Consider the following 17062-nt stretch of genomic DNA (forward strand, 5'->3'; position numbering starts at 1 on the left):
CGCGAGAATGACCAAACAGAGGACCTTAGAACAGCCGTGGGTGGAAGTCACACAGACCACTAGTAACCGCTACGAAAGCACACCTGGTGCGAGGATCAATCCCCACAATAGTGCATAGGACGTAGCCCAAGTTTTGCAAAGCTATTACAGAAGCACTGGACAACTAGTGCGTCATGTCAATGGGGAACTGCGCGTACATAAAAATTAAGTGGCCGGAATAATCTATTAAGCGGGTCTTATACAACGTATAGTACACAGGATTGAAGTGGGAAACCCGACTTAAGAAGCCGACGACAGGCAGCGTGTCGAAGTAGTCAATTGGTCCGGAGTTTGTAAGGGGATAAGCGAGACTGTGGTGTGCGCGGCGTGGTGACTGCAGATACATACTCACCGACCTGTCTTGTGCTGCAGACGATGGTATGGACAAAAGAAAGGCCAATGGTGAGTAATGAAGTGGCGCCCTCCTACGCAGGTTCTACAGGACGCCGGCTAGGTGCCATCAGAGGGTGGTTCAGGGACAGGCGCCTGGTGGAAGGTCTGGGTGGGATAAAGCTGGAGGATATAACGTTCATGGGTCACGAAAGAAGTTAAGAAGTGGATGCGGCGACCGTGTCGCAACCGTGTAAGATGCCACGGGCAGTCACAGAAGGACTACCTGAGACCGAGGGGCTCGGTGACAGCTGTGCACTCAGAGAGCGAGCCAGATACGCTGTGTGAGGGATCTGCCGAAGAGAAACACATTCGCTTCCATGTCCGGAACAAAAGGGCCACCTAGCAGGCTGGAGGAAGATTAACGTTTCAAGCGCACAGAAGAACAGGTGGGCAGGCTCAAAGGTACACCGTGGCCCTAAATTGGTGACGGCGAGTAGCCGCGTAGCGGTACTAGAGGGAAATTTTAAATGGCCACAACCGCGTGCGCCTAAGACCTGAGTGTATCTTACTGGAAAGCCCTAGGTCTGCGTATTCAAGGCGACCCAAGCGTGCCCACGAATGCACATGAATAGTCGTGTGTTAAGGTTAGGATTAAGTCAGAGCAAAAAATGAGAAACACTAAAGACTACTAGAGCAGGTGTATCTCATTGAAGTACAAATTAATGATAAGCAGGCCAAGTTGTAGACAGCGACAAAAAAATAAGGAGGGTTACTGAGCACGCGAGTGCGTAGGGTTCCTGCGGAGAGGAGCGCTGGGCCGCGTTGGCGCGGTACGAGTCGGGATTAATCCGAGCGTTTCGGTAACGGAGTCTTCCAGTGAGGCGCGAAGGCACAGAAAGCGGAGAGTGACGAGTGGCCACGTTCCGCCGCCGACAGCCTGAATCGATGGCGGGATGGACGCTTTCATGAACGGAATAAGAAACCGGCAGCTGTGCAAACATCGAGTTCCGTTCCGTACACGCAGCAATGCGGCCTCGGCCAAGAGTTAGTAAGCAGAAGAAAAAAAAAGTGAATGTCATTGACCGAGGGAAAATGACAGAAGGACCTATTACGCCGATCTCGGGACACAGACTCTATTTCGCGAGTGGGCTACTTCAGAAACCAGCAATAAAAGTAGGCTTTGTGCACCTCCCCGCTGGAAGCGGCGTGCAAAAAGAAGCTTACCGGGGATTTCAGATCTCCACCGTGCACGAAAAGCATGAGTATGGACGAAAAAGGCAACACAGGGGCTAGGATTGGGCCGCACGGCGGTCCTAACGGGAGGCTACGCTGTCAAAACCGCCAGCCTGGGCCTAGGAGGACTCAAACTCAAGCGGAACGGGCCAGTTGCCAGTTTGACTACGACTGCTCGACGGTTAGGAGCGGATCAGGCCCATCAGAGAAACACGTCGCCGAGTCTACTCTGAGTTATATCCAGACCATGGACTATAATGCAATTATATGCCTAATATCGCGACGCACACTATTGGGTGGGAGCGTGTTAGTCGTGTGCAACGTGCACTTGGGCATGTAGGCTGGTAGGCTGCCAGTCACACGGCTTGTCAGTGCCAGGAGGACAGAAAAAATACTGGCGCGAGTCCTGGTCACAGCCAAAGCGTGACGCAGAAAATTCGATGCACCCCTAGGCTCCTTCTCTACGGAAAATGGTGCCGGAGTAGTCTGTCCTGATTCGACTGGGGGGGGAGGGGGGGACATTCTAATCGTTATCCTGTCAACTACGTTAGGTAGTAGTTAAAATGAGTGAATGGTGTTCCTCCGGTTACCAGATTCGTAATCAGTGAAAGGATACGAGTATATGCCTCCTCGAAAGAAATAACTAAGTGTTAAGACATGTATTAAATAAAAGGAAACGAATAGCGAAGTAAGTATGTGTCCACGAAAGAGTGGATAATGATTAACACCACCCGTTCAGCTGTGCGGGACTGAACCTTCGTCACTCAGACATTACACCCCAACATCTAACGTCTGGCCGTAAATGGCGCTACAACGCCAAGGCGGCCAGACTAAGTCCCCGCCGCACTACCGTAGATTAGAACAGCGCTACCCAGGCGTTGGGGATACATCCTGTTGATGAGTTTCTCGTAATGATAATAGCAAGACGACTTCTAGATGTAAAGTATTCAAACCACGTGTGCCAGAACTGACTCCAGCGCGTACATACGTGGTTCATTAAGGATCTTGATGGCCAGTGAGCGGCCAACCAAAGACATAAACGGCAGGCGAGAAGAGCAGGGGTGCGGTGGCGGGATACGTAGGCGGGAACTATGATACAGGCTCGGGGCGACGTATCGGCCTAGGGGTGGCGGACCATTGTAGCGGGGGTTGGACCATCAAGCGCGCGTGGAGGTGAAGCGAATAGTCGTGTGCCCGTATATCCGTCAGGCAACACCCATGAGTCAACTCCTTCGAGAGGAGAGAGGAACCATGGAAGAGACTGGACTAGACCTAAAGGAGACCGGGCAGGATACATACTAAATTCTCGGGGGGTTATCAAGGGTACGCGGGGTAAAGGCGTTTTGTTGCGAGAGAGCTGTCCGTCGTGAGAGGTAGTGCGATTCTGTGCGTGTAATTGGGTGGCGCATCAGATTATAGAGTCTCAGACGGTATCTAGAAGAAGAGCTGAGCATCCAGCTGCTCGACCATGTGACGCCCAAAAAGATCTAGGTTAAAAAAAAAGCGGAGACGGATCGAGAAGGACCCATTGATAATATCCAGGCACCCAATCTATAGGACCGGGACCGTGACGTTAAAGGTCAGCAGTAAGTAAGCGCGGTCTGCCTACGGACGCATTCAAGATGCACGAGGGGTGGAGGGGGGGGGGGGGTACCGGGGGCGGGGGGGGGAGGGAGGCAGGTCGCCCTTGCCGTCGACGATCGCCAGCTGCTCGGCCATGGTGGAGACGACCGGGTACTTGGCGGCCGCGTCGAACTCGGTGGAGTTGGCGTCCGGCAGGCCGGCCAGGTTCCGCGCCGCCTCGATGACCACGCACTGCAGGCCCAGGCACAGGCCCAGCAGCGGGATGCGGTTCTCGCGGGCGTAGGTGATGGCCGCGACCTTGCCGTCCACACCGCGGTCGCCGAAGCCACCGGGGATGCAGATCGCGTCCACGTCGCCGAGCTGCTCCTGCGCGCCCTCGGGGGTCAGGCAGTCGTCGCTGGTGACCCACTTGATCTCGACCCGCGCGTTGTTGGCGAAGCCGCCCGCGCGCAGCGCCTCGGTGACCGAGAGGTAGGCGTCCGGGAGGTCGATGTACTTGCCGACCAGCGCCACCTTGACGATGTGCTGGGGCTCGTGGACCCGGCGCAGCAGGTCGTCCCAGGTGGTCCAGTCCACGTCGCGGAACGGCAGGTCCAGGCGGCGCACCACGTACGCGTCCAGGCCCTCGCCGTGCAGCACCTTGGGGATGTCGTAGATCGACTTGGCGTCGATGGCCGCGACCACGGCCTCCTCGTCCACGTCGCACATCAGCGAGATCTTGCGCTTGATGGCCTGCGGGACCTCGCGGTCGGCGCGCAGCACGATCGCGTCCGGCTGGATGCCGATGTTGCGCAGCGCGGCGACGGAGTGCTGGGTCGGCTTGGTCTTCAGCTCGCCCGAGGGGCCGATGTACGGCAGCAGGGAGACGTGCACGAAGAAGACGTTGTCCCGGCCGACCTCGTGGCGGACCTGGCGGACGGCCTCCAGGAAGGGCAGCGACTCGATGTCGCCGACGGTGCCGCCGACCTCGGTGATCACCACGTCGACGTCCTCGGTCGCCATCCGGCGGATCCGGGACTTGATCTCGTTGGTGATGTGCGGGATGACCTGGACGGTGTCGCCCAGGTACTCACCGCGGCGCTCCTTGGCGATGACCGTCGAGTACACCTGGCCGGTGGTGACGTTCGCCGAGCCGTGCAGGTTGGTGTCGAGGAAGCGCTCGTAGTGACCGATGTCGAGGTCGGTCTCGGCGCCGTCGTCGGTGACGAAGACCTCACCGTGCTGGAACGGGTTCATGGTGCCCGGGTCCACGTTGAGGTACGGGTCGAGCTTCTGCATCGTCACGCGCAGGCCGCGTGCCTTGAGCAGGGCACCGAGGCTGGAGGCGGTGAGGCCCTTGCCGAGCGACGAGGCGACACCCCCGGTGACGAAGAGGTGCTTGGTCGTCACGGCGCGGCCGTTCGCTGCCTTGCCGGAATGGGGCTGTGCCAAGAGGGGGCTCCCGTGGGTCGCGTGTCGAGGTGTAACGCCGGTGGAGCGGCCACCGGGGGAGCCGGCTCACGACGAGGAGTTCGCACTCGGCCGGGAGCCTCTCGGCTGCTCCGGCGGGGTCGTCGGGGTCGGCGGTTCCGGGGCGTCTGCCCACCAGTCCACGGGATACCAGGGTATCAGCGGGCCGGACCTGACGGCGTCCCGGGCGGTGTGGCCCGTCCGTGTGACGTTCATCCACCGTTCCCTCGACACTGAACGGACTGGCCCGGAAGGATCAACTCCGGGTGGTCCGTGTGGATCATCCGGGCTGACCCGTTCGGACCAGTTTGCGGGCAATCAGTGGGACTGCGTCGGGTTCGGGCGACTTGCGCGTGCCCTGCCCGAGCCGCCCGAAGTATCCTGCACGGACGCATCGCCGACAGCACAGCACGCGGAGGGCGAGGGGGCCGGACGACGCCCTTTCGGTCCCCGATGCGCGACCGGATCCTCCCGCACCAGTTCTCGCCCGTCCCAGGCCAGGGGCCCACCACGGCCCCGCCCCGGTGGCCACTAGCCGCCCGCCCGGGACGGCTCCGGTCCCGCAGCGGCCGCGCGCGCCCGTCGCCGGTGCCCGCCGAGCACATCTTGCGAACTGGAGAACCGAACGTGGCCGGCCGTATCGAGGACTACGCACTCATCGGGGACATGCAGACCGCCGCCCTGGTCAGCAGGGACGGGGCCGTGGACTGGCTCTGCCTTCCCCGGTTCGACTCGCCGGCGGTGTTCGCCGGGCTGTTGGGCACGGACGAACACGGCTTCTGGCGGATCGGCCCCGCCGAGCCGGTCGGCGCCGCCGCCGTCCCCGCCTCCGCCGCTCCCGTCCCCCGTTCGGCCCACTCCTACCCGGGCGAGGAGAAGCAGCCCCCGGCGACGGCCGCCGCCCCCGCGGTGCCCGCCGACCGGCGCCGCTACCGGGGCGACTCGCTCGTCCTGGAGCAGGAGTGGGACGCCCCGGGCGGGACCGTCCGGGTGATCGACTTCATGCCGCCCCGTCCGCTCACCGGGCCGGACGCGGTGCCCCAGATGATCCGGATCGTGGAGGGGGTCTCCGGCCGGGTCCGGATGCGCTCGGCGCTGCGGATGCGCTTCAGCTACGGCCGGGTGGTGCCCTGGGTGCACCGGGTCGAGCAGGCCGACGGCGGGCACCGCACGGTGGCGGTGGCCGGGCCCGACTCGGTCTGGCTGGACGGCGAGGCCGAGACCTACGGCCGGGACCTGACCACCTACGCCGACTTCACGGTGACCGAGGGCGAGCGGATCGCCTTCGCGCTCACCTGGCAGGCCAGCCACCTGCCCGCCCCCGACGCCCCGGACGCCGAGGCCGCGCTCAAGCACACCGCCGAGTTCTGGCGCGAGTGGGTCGCCCAGTGCACCTACCAGGGTCCGTACCGGGAGCCGGTGGTCCGCTCGCTGATCACCCTCAAGGCGCTCACCTACGCCCCCACCGGCGGCATCGTGGCCGCCCCCACCACCTCGCTGCCCGAGGACATCGGCGGCGAGCGCAACTGGGACTACCGCTACACCTGGCTGCGGGACGCCGCGATCACCCTCTCCTCGCTGCTGCGCACCGGCTACCGCGAGGAGGCCCGGGCCTGGCGCGAGTGGCTGCTGCGGGCCGTCGCGGGCGACCCGGAGAACCTGCAGATCATGTACGGCATCGCCGGCGAGCGGGAGCTCAAGGAGTTCGAGCTCGACTGGCTGCCCGGCTACGAGGGCTCCCAGCCCGTCCGGGTCGGCAACGGCGCGGCCAACCAGCTCCAGCTGGACGTCTACGGCGAGGTGGTCGAGGCCCTGCACCTGGCCCACATGACCGGCCTCACCCGCAACGACCACGCCCACCTGCTGCAGCTCAAGCTGATCAGCTACATGGAGCAGCACTGGCGCGAGCCGGACGAGGGCATCTGGGAGGTGCGCGGCCCGCGCCGGCACTTCGTGCACTCCAAGGTGATGGCCTGGGTCGCGGTGGACCGCACCATCAAGCTGATCGAGCAGACCCCGACCGAGGGCCCGCTGGAGCGCTGGAAGCAGCTGCGCGACGAGATCCACCGGGACGTCTGCGAGAAGGGCTACGACCCGGAGCGCAACACCTTCACCCAGTACTACGGCGGCAAGGAGCTGGACGCCTCGCTGCTGCTGATCCCCCAGGTCGGCTTCCTGCCGCCGGACGACAAGCGCGTCATCGGCACCATCGAGGCCATCCAGCGCGAGCTCTCCACCGAGGACGGCTTCGTGCTCCGCTACCCGACCCACGACGACCAGGGCAACAACGTGGACGGCCTCTCCGGCCACGAGGGCGCCTTCCTGGCCTGCTCGTTCTGGCTGGCCGACGACCTGGCGATGATCGGGCGGGTGCAGGAGGCCCGGGAGCTGTTCGACAAGCTGCTCGCGCTGCGCAACGACCTCGGGCTGCTGGCCGAGGAGTGGGACTCCCGCGCCCAGCGGCAGGTCGGCAACTTCCCGCAGGCCTTCAGCCACGTCCCGCTGATCGACACCGCGCTGCGGCTGACCGCCTGCGCCGGGGCCTACCTCTCGGCCCAGCCGGACGGGCGGGAGCGGGAGCAGGCCACCCTCTGACGCCCCCTCAGGAGTGACCCCCGGGCGCCCGGCCGACGACTCGCCGGGCGCCCTCCCCGTGCCCCCTCAGCCCTCCGGGTCGGTGATCATCCCCAGCCGGCGGACCAGCTGCTCCACCGTGTCGGTGGGCGGCCAGGGGAAGTCCGGCAGCGCGGCCCGCAGGGTGACCTGGCCGTGCAGCGCCGTCCAGAGCGCGATCGCGTCGCCGAACGGGTCGGTGCTGGCCGAGCGCCCGGCCTCGACCACCGCCTCCAGGTTCCGCACCAGCGCCATCAGGGCGTCCAGCCCGTTCGGCCCGTCCTGCCGCTCACAGGCGCCGGCCGTGATCTTGTGGGAGCCGAAGACGATCCGGTAGCAGGCCGGCTCCCGGATGCCGAACTCCACGTACGCGGCGCAGCCCGCCAGCAGCCGCTCCACCGGGTCGGTCACCCCGGCCGTGGCCGCCCCGGTCATCGCGCCCAGCCGGCCCAGCGCCTCGGTGACCACGGCCTCGACGATCGCCTCCCGGTCGGGGAAGTGCCCGTAGATCGAGGGCGCGGCGATGCCGACCTCGCGGGCCACCGCGCGCAGGGTGACCGCCTCCTTGGAGCCCTCGCGCTCGATCACGGCGATCGCCGCCGTGACGATCTCCTCGCGCAGCCGGGTGCCCTCACCCCGGCGGTTCCTGGGCCTGGCCGGTGCCTCCTGCTGCTCCATGGGCGTGACTTTACACCCGTTAGGTCAGCGCGCTAGCGTCTCCGACGACAGCTAACAGCCGTAAGGTTACGAGAGTTAGGGGACTCCCGTGAGCACGTCCGCCCTGCCCGACCCACGCCGTTGGCGCGCCCTGGCCGCGCTCTGCTCCTCGCTGGTGGTCGTCACCATCGACAACACGGTGCTCAACACCGCCCTGCCGGCGCTCGCCGATGCCCTGCACGCCTCCACCGCCGACCTGCAGTGGATCAACAACGCCTACACCCTGGTCTTCGCCGCGATGCTGATCACCGCCGGCGGCCTCGGCACCCGGATCGGCCAGCGGCGCTCGCTCACCGCCGGGCTCGCGGTCTTCGCCCTGGCCTCGGCCGTCGCCGCCCTCTCCGACTCGGCCGCGCAGCTGATCGCCCTACGGGCCGTGATGGGCCTGGCCGCGGCCTTCGTGATGCCCGCGACCCTCTCGGTCATCGTGACGCTCTTCGACGAGCGCGAGCGGCCCAAGGCCATCGCCGTCTGGTCCGCCACGGCCGGGCTCGGCATCGTGATCGGCCCGATCGCGGGCGGCCTGCTGCTGGAGCACTACTCCTGGAGCAGCGTCTTCTGGATCAACGTCCCGCTGGTCGCCGCCGCCCTGGCCGCCGCCCTGCTGCTGGTCCCGGCCCTGCCCGGCCGCCCCACCGGCCGGCTGGACGTGCCCGGCCTGCTGCTCTCCGCCCTCGGCCTGGCCGCCCTGGTCGACATGATCATCCAGGGCCCGGAACGCGGCTGGCTCTCCGCCACCTCCCTGCTGGAGGCCGCCGCCGCGGTGGTCCTGCTGGGTGCCTTCGCCCGCTGGGAGTTGACCACCCCTCAGCCGATGGTCGACCTGCGGATGTTCGCCGTCCGCTCGGTCAGCCTGGCCGGGGCGATGCTCGCGGTCACCTTCTTCGCCCTGTTCGGCCTGCTCTTCGTCTACACCCAGTACCTCCAACTGGTGCACGGCTTCAGCCCGTTCAAGGCGGGCCTGGGCGCCCTGCCGTTCGCCCTGGCGATGGCCGCGACCTCCGCCACCAGCGCCGCCACCGCCGCCCGCTTCGGCACCCGGCTCGCGATCACGGGCGGCCTGCTGCTGATGGCCCTCGGCCTCGCGGGCATCTCACTCACCGAGGTCGACACCCCGTACGGGCTCCTCTGCGTCGCGATGGCCGTGGTCGGCGCCGGGATGGGCCTGGTGATGGCCCCGGCCAGCGCCACCGCAGTCGCCGCGATCCCCCGGGAGCGGGCCCCGATGGTCAGCGCCTTCAACGGGGTGGCCCGCGAACTCGGCGGCGTGCTCGGCATCGCCGTGGTCGGCACCGTGGTCTCCGCCGCCTACCGCGACCGGCTCCCGGACGTCCCGGCCCCGGCCGCCGCGGACCTCCCCTCCGCCCACGCCGTCGCCGCCCACCTCCCGCCCGAGGCCGCCGCCCGGCTCACCTCGGCCGCCGACCACGCCTTCACCACCGCCATGCACAGCGGCACCTGGACCTGCGCCGCCATCGCCATCGCCGGAGCGGCGGCCGCGTACGCGTTGATCCGGCCGGACCGCGCGGTGCCCGTGCCGGAGCCCGACGTGGCTGCCGCGCGGCGTTAGGTGGTGGTCACCCCGGGGGCGCGAGGAACTGCGCGCTGCGGGAGGCGTCGACCTGGTTGCCGGGTACGGAGGCTCACGTGCAACTGAGTCTCCGCACCCGGCACTTGGGTCATTTTCTTCCGATTCGCGCAGTTCCTCGCGCCCCTGGTGGCTCAGCTCCGCTGTACGAGCTCGTCGTACGTGCTGAGGACCTGGGCGACGGTGTCGGACTCCTCGGGCCAGGTGGCCGCCTGCTGGTGGGCCGCCTCGACCAGGGCCGCCCGCCGGGCCGGGTCCGCGAGCAGGCCCCCCACGGCACCGGCCAGGGCGGCGGGGTCCCCGTACGGCACCAACGCCACGGCCTCGCCGACCAGTTCGGGGATCCCACCGACCGAGGTGGCGACCACCGGGACGCCGGCCCGGACCGCCTCCTGGACGACCAGCGACCGCGCCTCCCAGCGGCTGCTGACCACCACCAGGTCGGCCGCCGCCAGGAGGTCCGGCACGTCCGTGCGGTGCCCGAGCAGCTCGACCGGGAGCTTCTCGGCGGCGATCCGCTCCCCCAGCTGCTCGCGCTCCGGCCCGTCGCCGGCGATCAGCACCAGCGGGTCGCCCTCGCCGAACTCCGGCAGCCGCGCCGCGTCCAGCAGCAGCCCGAAGGACTTCTGCGCCACCAGCCGCCCGATCGCCAGCACCAACGGCCGGTCGGGCCCGCCGCCGAGCAGCGCGGCCCGCGCGGCCTCGCGGCCGAGCTCGGCGGGCGGCATCGGCGGCGCCGCCACCGGCCCCAGCCGGGCGTCGGTGGCGCCCAGCTCACGCGCCCGGGCCACCAGGTCGGACGAGGCCCCGAGCACCAGGTCCGCGGAGCGGGCCACCCGACGCTCCATCAGGCGCTGCAGCCGCCGGTCGAGTCCGGTGGCCAGCATCGCGTGGTGGGAGGTCACCACCAGCGGCGTCTCCGGCCGCAGGCCGGGGAAGCGGCCGGCGGTGCGCAGCGCCAGGTCGGAGAGCAACCCGGCGCGCAGGCCGTGCGCGTGGACGATGTCCGCGCCGGTGAAGGCGCGCCGGAGCTCGCCGATGGCGGTGGCGTCGCTGCGCGCGCCGGAGGTGGGGGTGATGTCGACCGGGTGGAAGCGCGCGCCGGTGCGCCCGAAGCCGAACAGCGCGTCGGTGCCGGCGGGGGCGCAGACGGTGACCACCACGCCGTGCGCGACCAGGCCCTGGGCCAGCGAGCGCACATGGGCGCCGATGCCCCCGCTCCCTGCGGAGAGCACCAGCACCACGTGCAGCTGCCCCGTCTCGGTGCCCTTGGTGGCGCGGGTGGCGGAATGGTCCACGTCGTCTCGCTCCGACTCGATCACGGCCTGGTCAGTCAGTGTCCAGCCGCCACCATGCCAGGTAAGGCGCCCCTTTGGACAGTCGGCGGCTCCCGTGTCGACCACACCCCGTCAGTGCTGCCGGGGCCCCCGGGCGGCCGCGAGCAGTTCCTCCGCATGGGCACGGCCGAGCTCGGAGTCCTCCAGACCGGCCAGCATCCGGGAGAGTTCGCGCACCCTCTCCTCGTCGGAGAGCACCTTGACGCCGCTCCGGGTCACCGTGCCGTCGTTGGTCTTCTCGACCACCAGGTGCCGGTCGGCGAAGGCCGCGACCTGCGGGAGGTGGGTGACCACCACGACCTGGGCGGACTCGGCGAGCTTGGCCAGCCGGCGGCCGATCTCGACCGCCGCCTTGCCGCCGACACCGGCGTCCACCTCGTCGAAGAGGTACGTCGGCACCGGGTCGGCGCCGGCGAAGACCACCTCGACCGCGAGCATCACCCGGGAGAGCTCACCGCCCGAGGCACCCTTGGCGATCGGCCGGGGCGAGGCGCCGGGGTGCGGGGCGAGCAGCACCTCGACCTCGTCCACCCCGTGCTGGCCGAACGCGACGGTGCGGCCGTCGAGTTCGAGCCCGTCCGGGTCGTCGGCGCGGCTGAGGTCGAAGGTGACCCGGGCGTGCGGCATGGCCAGCTCGGCCAGCTCGGCCGAGACCGCCTCGGCGAAGCGGCCGGCCGCGGCCTGCCGGGCGGCGGACAGCTCGGCCGCCAGATCGGTGAGCCCTGCCCGCAGTTCCGCGTGACGCTCCGTCAACTCGACGATCCGGTCGTCGTCGCCGTCCAGCTCCGCCAGCCGGGCTGCCGAGGTCTCGGACCACTCCAGCACCTCGGCCAGGGTGTTCTCCTCACCGGCGTACTTGCGCAGCAGCTGGGCCAGCACGGCCCGGCGGTCCTCGACGGCGGCGAGGCGGACCGGGTCGGCGTCCAGGTCGTCGGCGTAGCCGGCCAGGTCCTGGGCGACGTCGGCCAGCAGGTAGCCGACCTCGTTCAGCCGGTCGGAGAGCGCGGCGAGGCGCTCGTCGTGGTGGCGGACGGCGTCCACGGCGCGGCGGGCCTGGCCGAGCAGGGTGCCCGCGTCCACGCCCTCCGGGTCGGAGGGGTGGCCGGTGAGGGCGGCCTGGGCCAGCGCGGCGGCCGAGCTGAGCGCGTCGGCGTGGCCGAGCCGCTCGGCCTCGGCCGCCAGCTCGACGTCCTCCCCGGCCACCGGCTCGGCGGCGGCGATCTCGTCCAGCCCGAAGCGCAGCAGGTCCGCCTCCTGGGCCCGCTCGCGGGCCCGGGTGGTGAGCTCCTCCAGGGTCGCGGCCACCTCGCGCAGCTCGCGGTAGGTCTCCCGGTAGCGGGCCAGCGGGCCGGCCACCGAGGCGCCCGCGTAGCGGTCCAGTGCGCCGCGCTGGCGGGACGGGCGCAGCAGCCGCTGCTGGTCGGTCTGGCCGTGCACGGCGACCAGGTCCTCGCCCAGCTCGGCGAGCAGGCCGACCGGCACCGAGCGGCCGCCGACGTGGGCGCGCGAGCGCCCCTCGGCGGAGACCGTCCGGCTGATCAGCAGTTCGCCCTCGTCCAGTTCGGCCCCGGCCTCCACGGCCCGGGCCAGCACCGACGAGCCGACGGGCAGCGACAGCCGCCCCTCGACCACGGCCCGCTCGGCCCCGCGCCGCACCAGGGCCGGGTCCGAGCGGCCGCCGAGCAGCAGCCCGAGGCTGGTCACCACCATGGTCTTGCCCGCCCCGGTCTCGCCGGTGACCGCCGTGAATCCCGGCGCCAGCTCGACCACCGCGTCGTCGATGACGCCAAGATCCCGTATCCGCATCTCGTCCAACACGGTGACGACCTTACGAGGTTCCACCCCCACAGCGCGACGAGCGCCCGCCCCGGACCGCGAAGTCGCGGACCAAGTTCATCCCTTCCGGGCGTCCTCGGGCACCGTGCACCGGCGCAGGAAGAACTGTGCAAGCGGCCCGATCGCCAGAGCGTAGGCGACGGTACCGACACCGACCGATCCGCCCAGCGCGACGCCGACCAGCAGCACGGTGACCTCGATGCTGGTGCGGATCAGCCGGATCGAACGGCCCGTCAGCCGGTGCAGGCCCGTCATCAGGCCGTCCCGGGGGCCCGCGCCCAGCCGGGCACCGATGTAGAGGCCGGTGGCCAGGCCGTTGAGCAGCAGGCCGGAGACGAACAGGGCGATCCTCGCCGCCCAGGCCTCCGGGGCGTCCAGCAGACCGAGGGTGACGTCCATCGCGATGCCGAGCACGACCACGTTGCCGACCGTCCCGACGCCGGGCACCTGCCGCAGCGGGATCCAGAGCAGCAGCACCAGCGCGCCGACGATGGTTACCCAACTGCCCATGCTCAGGCCCAGGTGATGTCGCAGGCCCTGGTTGAGCACGTCCCACGGATTGACGCCCAGTGAGCCGCGCATCATCAGCGCCAGGCTCGCCCCGTACAGCCACAGGCCCACCAGCAGCTGCGGCACCCGGCGGCCCAGCCGGCCCGTGGTCCAGACGCGCGGGCTGGCGGTCGGGGTCGCTTCGGTGAAAGTGGCCATGGCAGGGCGCTCCTCGGGAGGGTGGATGCTGGCGGCCGAGCGGCCGCCCTGCCATCATGGGGAGTCCACCTGAGGCCTCGACAGGGCCAATCCGATGGAAGTGGACTGAAATGGCCGAGTGGCAGAGCACCGTCTCCCCTATCGCCCTGGCCCGGCAGCTGCGCACCGCGCACCTGCCCGGCCCGGACGGCCACCGCCCCGCCTACCGCGAACTCGCCGGACAGGTCCGCCTGCTGGTCTCCGAGGGCCGCCTGGCCGTCGGCACCCGGGTCCCCGCCGAACGCGAGCTGGCCCAGGCCCTGGCCCTCAGCCGCACCACCGTGGCCGCCGCCTACGAGGCGCTGCGCGCCGACGGCTACCTGCGCAGCCGCCGCGGCTCCGGCAGCTGGACCACCCTGCCCGAGGGCAGCAGCCCGCCCAGCGACGCCCTGCACCCCGTCCCGCCGGACGAGAGCGGCCGCACCCTGGACCTCGGCATCGCCGCCCTGCCCGCCCCGCAGCCCTGGCTCGGCCAGGCCGCCGCCCGCGCCGTCGAGCAACTGCCCGCCTACGCCGCCGGCCACGGCAACTTCCCCACCGGCGTCCCGGTCCTGCGCGAGGCCATCGCCCGCCGCTTCACCGAACGCGGCCTGCCCACCACCCCCGACCAGATCCTGGTCACCACCGGCGCCATGACGGCCCTTCAGCTCGTCCACCACGCGCTGCTCTCCCGCGGCGACCGGGTCGCCGTCGAGGCCCCCAGCTACGCCCACACCCTGCGCGCCCTCCAGCGCGCCGACACCCGCCTGGTGCCCGTCGCCCAGCACGGCGGCCGCTGGGACCTGCCCGAGTGGCAGCGGGTGCTGCGCGACGCCGCGCCCCGGCTCGCCTACGTCATCCCCGACTTCCACAACCCCACCGGCGCCCTGATCGACGAGGACCAGCGGCGCGCCCTGCTGGCCGCCGCCCGCACCTCCGGCACCACCGTCCTGGTCGACGAGACCCCCGCCGAACTCGGCTGGAACACCACGGAGATGCCCCGCCCCACCGCCGCCCTGGACCGCGGCGCCCAGGTGGTCACGGTCGGCTCCGCCAGCAAGATCCTCTGGGGCGGCCTGCGGATCGGCTGGGTCCGCGCCGCCCCCGGCCTGATCCGCCGGCTGGCCACCGACCGGGCCTTCACCGACATCGGCAGCCCCGTCATGGAGCAGCTGATCGCCGCCGAACTGCTCACCGAACACCTCGCCGAGGCCCGGGCCGACCGGCACCAGCGGCTGCGCTCCAGCGCAGAGGCCCTGCTGGCCGCCCTACGCGATCAACTCCCGCGCTGGCAGGCCGAGCTGCCGCCCGGCGGCCTCACCCTCTGGGTCTCCACCGACGGCCTCTCCGGCGCAGCCCTCGCCCAGGCCGGCGAACACACCGGCGTCCGCATCGCGGCCGGCTCCCGCTTCGGCGTGGACGGCGCCTTCGAGCACCACATCCGCATCCCCCTCACCGTCCCGCCCGCCGCCGCCCCCGACGCCGCCGCCCGTCTGGCCACCACCGCCGCCCTGGCCGCCACCGGCCACTGGCCCGGCCTCGACTCGGCCCTCCCGCTCGCGGTCTGACACGAGAGTGGTTGCACCCGGGGCGCGAGGAACGTACGTGGTTACGCCGGGGGCGCGAGGAACTGCGCGAGTACGGAAGGCGGACCACCGCAAGATCGGGGCACGTCAGCCAGTTGCACGTGCTGCCGTTCCCCCGCGCGCAGTTCCCCGCGCCCCTGGGGCCCTTCGGGCCCCGAGGTCGCTGCCCTTCCGCCCGTCAGCAGGCCCCGCCGCGCCCCCGCCACCCCGTGACCGGCAGCGCGAACTTCGCGACCAACCGGTCCGTGAACGGCGCCCGGTGCAGCCGGGCGAGCCGCACCGGCGTGCTCCCCCGCCGCACCTCCACCCGCGCCCCCGCCGGCAGCTCGAACGATCGCCGCCCGTCGCACCAGAGGATCCCGTTCTGCGTCTTCGGCTGGACCTCCACCGCCAGCACCGAGTGCGGCGAGGTCACCAACGGCCGCGCGAACAGCGCGTGCGCGGAGATCGGCACCATCAACAGCGCCTCCACCTCCGGCCACACCACCGGCCCGCCGCCCGAGAACGCGTACGCCGTCGACCCCGTCGGGGTGGAGAGCACCACGCCGTCGCAGCCGAAGTTGGACACCGGCCGCCCGTCCACCTCGGTGACGACCTCCAGCATCCGCTCCCGGGACGCCTTCTCGATCGAGGCCTCGTTCAACGCCCAGTCCTCGTACAGCACGTCCCCGTTGGTGCGCACCACCACGTCGAGGGTCATCCGGTCCTCGATCTCGTAGTCGGCGTCCACCACCCGCTCGACCACCACCGCGAGGTCGTCCCGCTCGGCCTCCGCCAGGAAGCCCACCCGGCCCAGGTTGATGCCGAGCATCGGCAGCCCGGACTCCCGGGCCAGCTCGGCCCCGCGCAGCAGCGTGCCGTCCCCGCCGGCCACCAGGATCAGCTCGCAGCCGTCCGCCGCACCGTGCCCGCCGCCGACCAGCTCCACCCCGTCGGGCAGGTCGAGCCCGACCGCCTCGGCGGAGAGCAGGCGGATCCTGATCCCCGCCTTCAACAGGCCGTGCACCAGCGCCTCGACGCTGCGCAGCGCGGTCTCCCGGCCGGTGTGCGCGATCAGGAAGACCGTACGTTCGTCGCTCATGCTGCTGCCCTCTCCCTCACACCTGCCCCCGCTGCGGCGCAACGGACCGGACGCCTGCGGAGCACCCTATCCGGGCACCCGCCCACCGGAAGTGGTGAAACCGGCCACGCGCGCCCTACTGCGGGCCCTCCGCCACCGCCCGCTCCGCGTCCGCCGGGTCCAGCTGCGGCGCGTCCCGGCGCATCCAGAGGAAGTACTCGACGTTCCCCGAGGGCCCCGGCAGCGGGCTGGCGGTCACCGCGCGCACCCCGAGCCCCAGCTCCCAGGCGTGGCCCGCCACCTGACGGACCATCTCGGCGCGCAGCTGCGGGCTGCGCACCACCCCGCCGCTGCCGAGCCGGTCCTTGCCGATCTCGAACTGCGGCTTGACCATCAGCACCAGGTCGGCGTCGGGCGCGCAGCAGCCCGCGAGCGCCGGCAGCACCAGGCCCAGCGAGATGAACGACAGGTCGCCCACCACCAGGTCGACCGGCTCGCCGCCGATCTGTTCCAGCGTCAGCTCCCGCACGTTGGTGCGGTCCATCACCGTCACCCGCTCGTCGCTCTGCAGCGACCAGGCCAGCTGCCCGTAGCCGACGTCCACCGCCAGCACGTGCCCGGCCCCGCTCCGCAGCAGCACGTCGGTGAACCCGCCGGTGGACGCGCCCGCGTCCAGCGCCCGGCGGCCCTCGACCACCAGCCCCTGCGGCACGAAGGCCGCGAACGCCCCGGCCAGCTTGTGCCCGCCGCGCGAGACGTAGTCCGGGTCGTTCTCGTCCTTCGCCACCACCACGGCCGCCGCGGTCTCCACCTGGGTGGCGGGCTTGGTCGCGGTGGTGCCGCCGACGGTGACCCGCCCGGCCGCGATCAGCTCGCTCGCGTGCTCACGCGAACGGGCCAGCTTGCGGCGGACCAGCTCCGCGTCGAGTCGGCGTCGTGCCACTGCCACTGGGGTTCCATC

Annotated in this window: 9 protein-coding genes and 1 pseudogene; 3 read left to right on the top strand and 7 right to left on the bottom strand. The window is 69.9% G+C overall.

Going from position 1 to position 17062, the window contains the following annotated elements:
- Window positions 1-3252: 3252 nt before the first annotated feature.
- Window positions 3253-4620, bottom strand: a pseudogene (pyrG, locus tag ABD946_RS18215) (CTP synthase); the annotation flags it as partial.
- Window positions 4621-5265: 645 nt separating this feature from the next.
- Between pyrG and ABD946_RS18220 the strand changes: the two are divergent.
- Window positions 5266-7233, top strand: a complete 1968-nt coding sequence (locus ABD946_RS18220; RefSeq protein WP_345284829.1) for a glycoside hydrolase family 15 protein — start codon at window positions 5266-5268, stop codon at window positions 7231-7233.
- Between the two features lie 66 nt (window positions 7234-7299).
- On the opposite strand, the gene ABD946_RS18225 is transcribed toward ABD946_RS18220, so the two are convergent.
- Window positions 7300-7929 carry a TetR/AcrR family transcriptional regulator gene (locus ABD946_RS18225; RefSeq protein ID WP_345284831.1) on the bottom strand — a complete coding sequence of 210 codons (630 nt, stop codon included), beginning with the start codon at window positions 7927-7929 and terminating at the stop codon, window positions 7300-7302.
- 88 nt (window positions 7930-8017) lie between these two features.
- Between ABD946_RS18225 and ABD946_RS18230 the strand changes: the two genes are divergently transcribed.
- Entirely contained in the window at window positions 8018-9538 is a 1521-nt protein-coding gene (locus tag ABD946_RS18230) for an MFS transporter (protein WP_345284833.1), read from the top strand.
- Between the two features lie 152 nt (window positions 9539-9690).
- Here the strand turns inward: ABD946_RS18230 and ABD946_RS18235 are convergent, their stop codons facing one another.
- The 3 genes from ABD946_RS18235 to yczE all read right to left on the bottom strand — a co-directional run bounded on the left by ABD946_RS18235 (window position 9691) and on the right by yczE (window position 13437).
- On the bottom strand, window positions 9691-10854 hold the full coding sequence (locus ABD946_RS18235) for a glycosyltransferase family 4 protein (RefSeq protein WP_345284835.1): 1164 nt from the start codon (window positions 10852-10854) through the stop codon (window positions 9691-9693).
- A gap of 111 nt (window positions 10855-10965) precedes the next feature.
- Window positions 10966-12699: a DNA repair protein RecN gene (recN, locus tag ABD946_RS18240; RefSeq protein WP_345284919.1), complete on the bottom strand. Its 1734-nt coding sequence runs from the start codon at window positions 12697-12699 to the stop codon at window positions 10966-10968.
- An 87-nt stretch (window positions 12700-12786) separates the two neighbouring features.
- Entirely contained in the window at window positions 12787-13437 is a 651-nt protein-coding gene (gene yczE / locus ABD946_RS18245) for a membrane protein YczE (RefSeq protein WP_345284836.1), read from the bottom strand.
- Window positions 13438-13547: 110 nt separating this feature from the next.
- Here yczE and yczR point away from each other — a divergent pair, with 110 nt between their 5' ends.
- Window positions 13548-15023: a MocR-like transcription factor YczR gene (gene yczR, locus ABD946_RS18250; protein ID WP_345284838.1), complete on the top strand. Its 1476-nt coding sequence runs from the start codon at window positions 13548-13550 to the stop codon at window positions 15021-15023.
- 196 nt (window positions 15024-15219) lie between these two features.
- On the opposite strand, the gene ABD946_RS18255 is transcribed toward yczR, so the two are convergent.
- Entirely contained in the window at window positions 15220-16122 is a 903-nt protein-coding gene (locus ABD946_RS18255) for an NAD kinase (RefSeq protein WP_345284840.1), read from the bottom strand.
- 115 nt (window positions 16123-16237) lie between these two features.
- Window positions 16238-17044, bottom strand: a complete 807-nt coding sequence (locus ABD946_RS18260; RefSeq protein ID WP_345284921.1) for a TlyA family RNA methyltransferase — start codon at window positions 17042-17044, stop codon at window positions 16238-16240.
- Between the last annotated feature and the right edge of the window lie 18 nt (window positions 17045-17062).

Source organism: Kitasatospora albolonga, from assembly GCF_039535905.1.
Lineage (GTDB): Bacteria > Actinomycetota > Actinomycetes > Streptomycetales > Streptomycetaceae > Kitasatospora > Kitasatospora albolonga.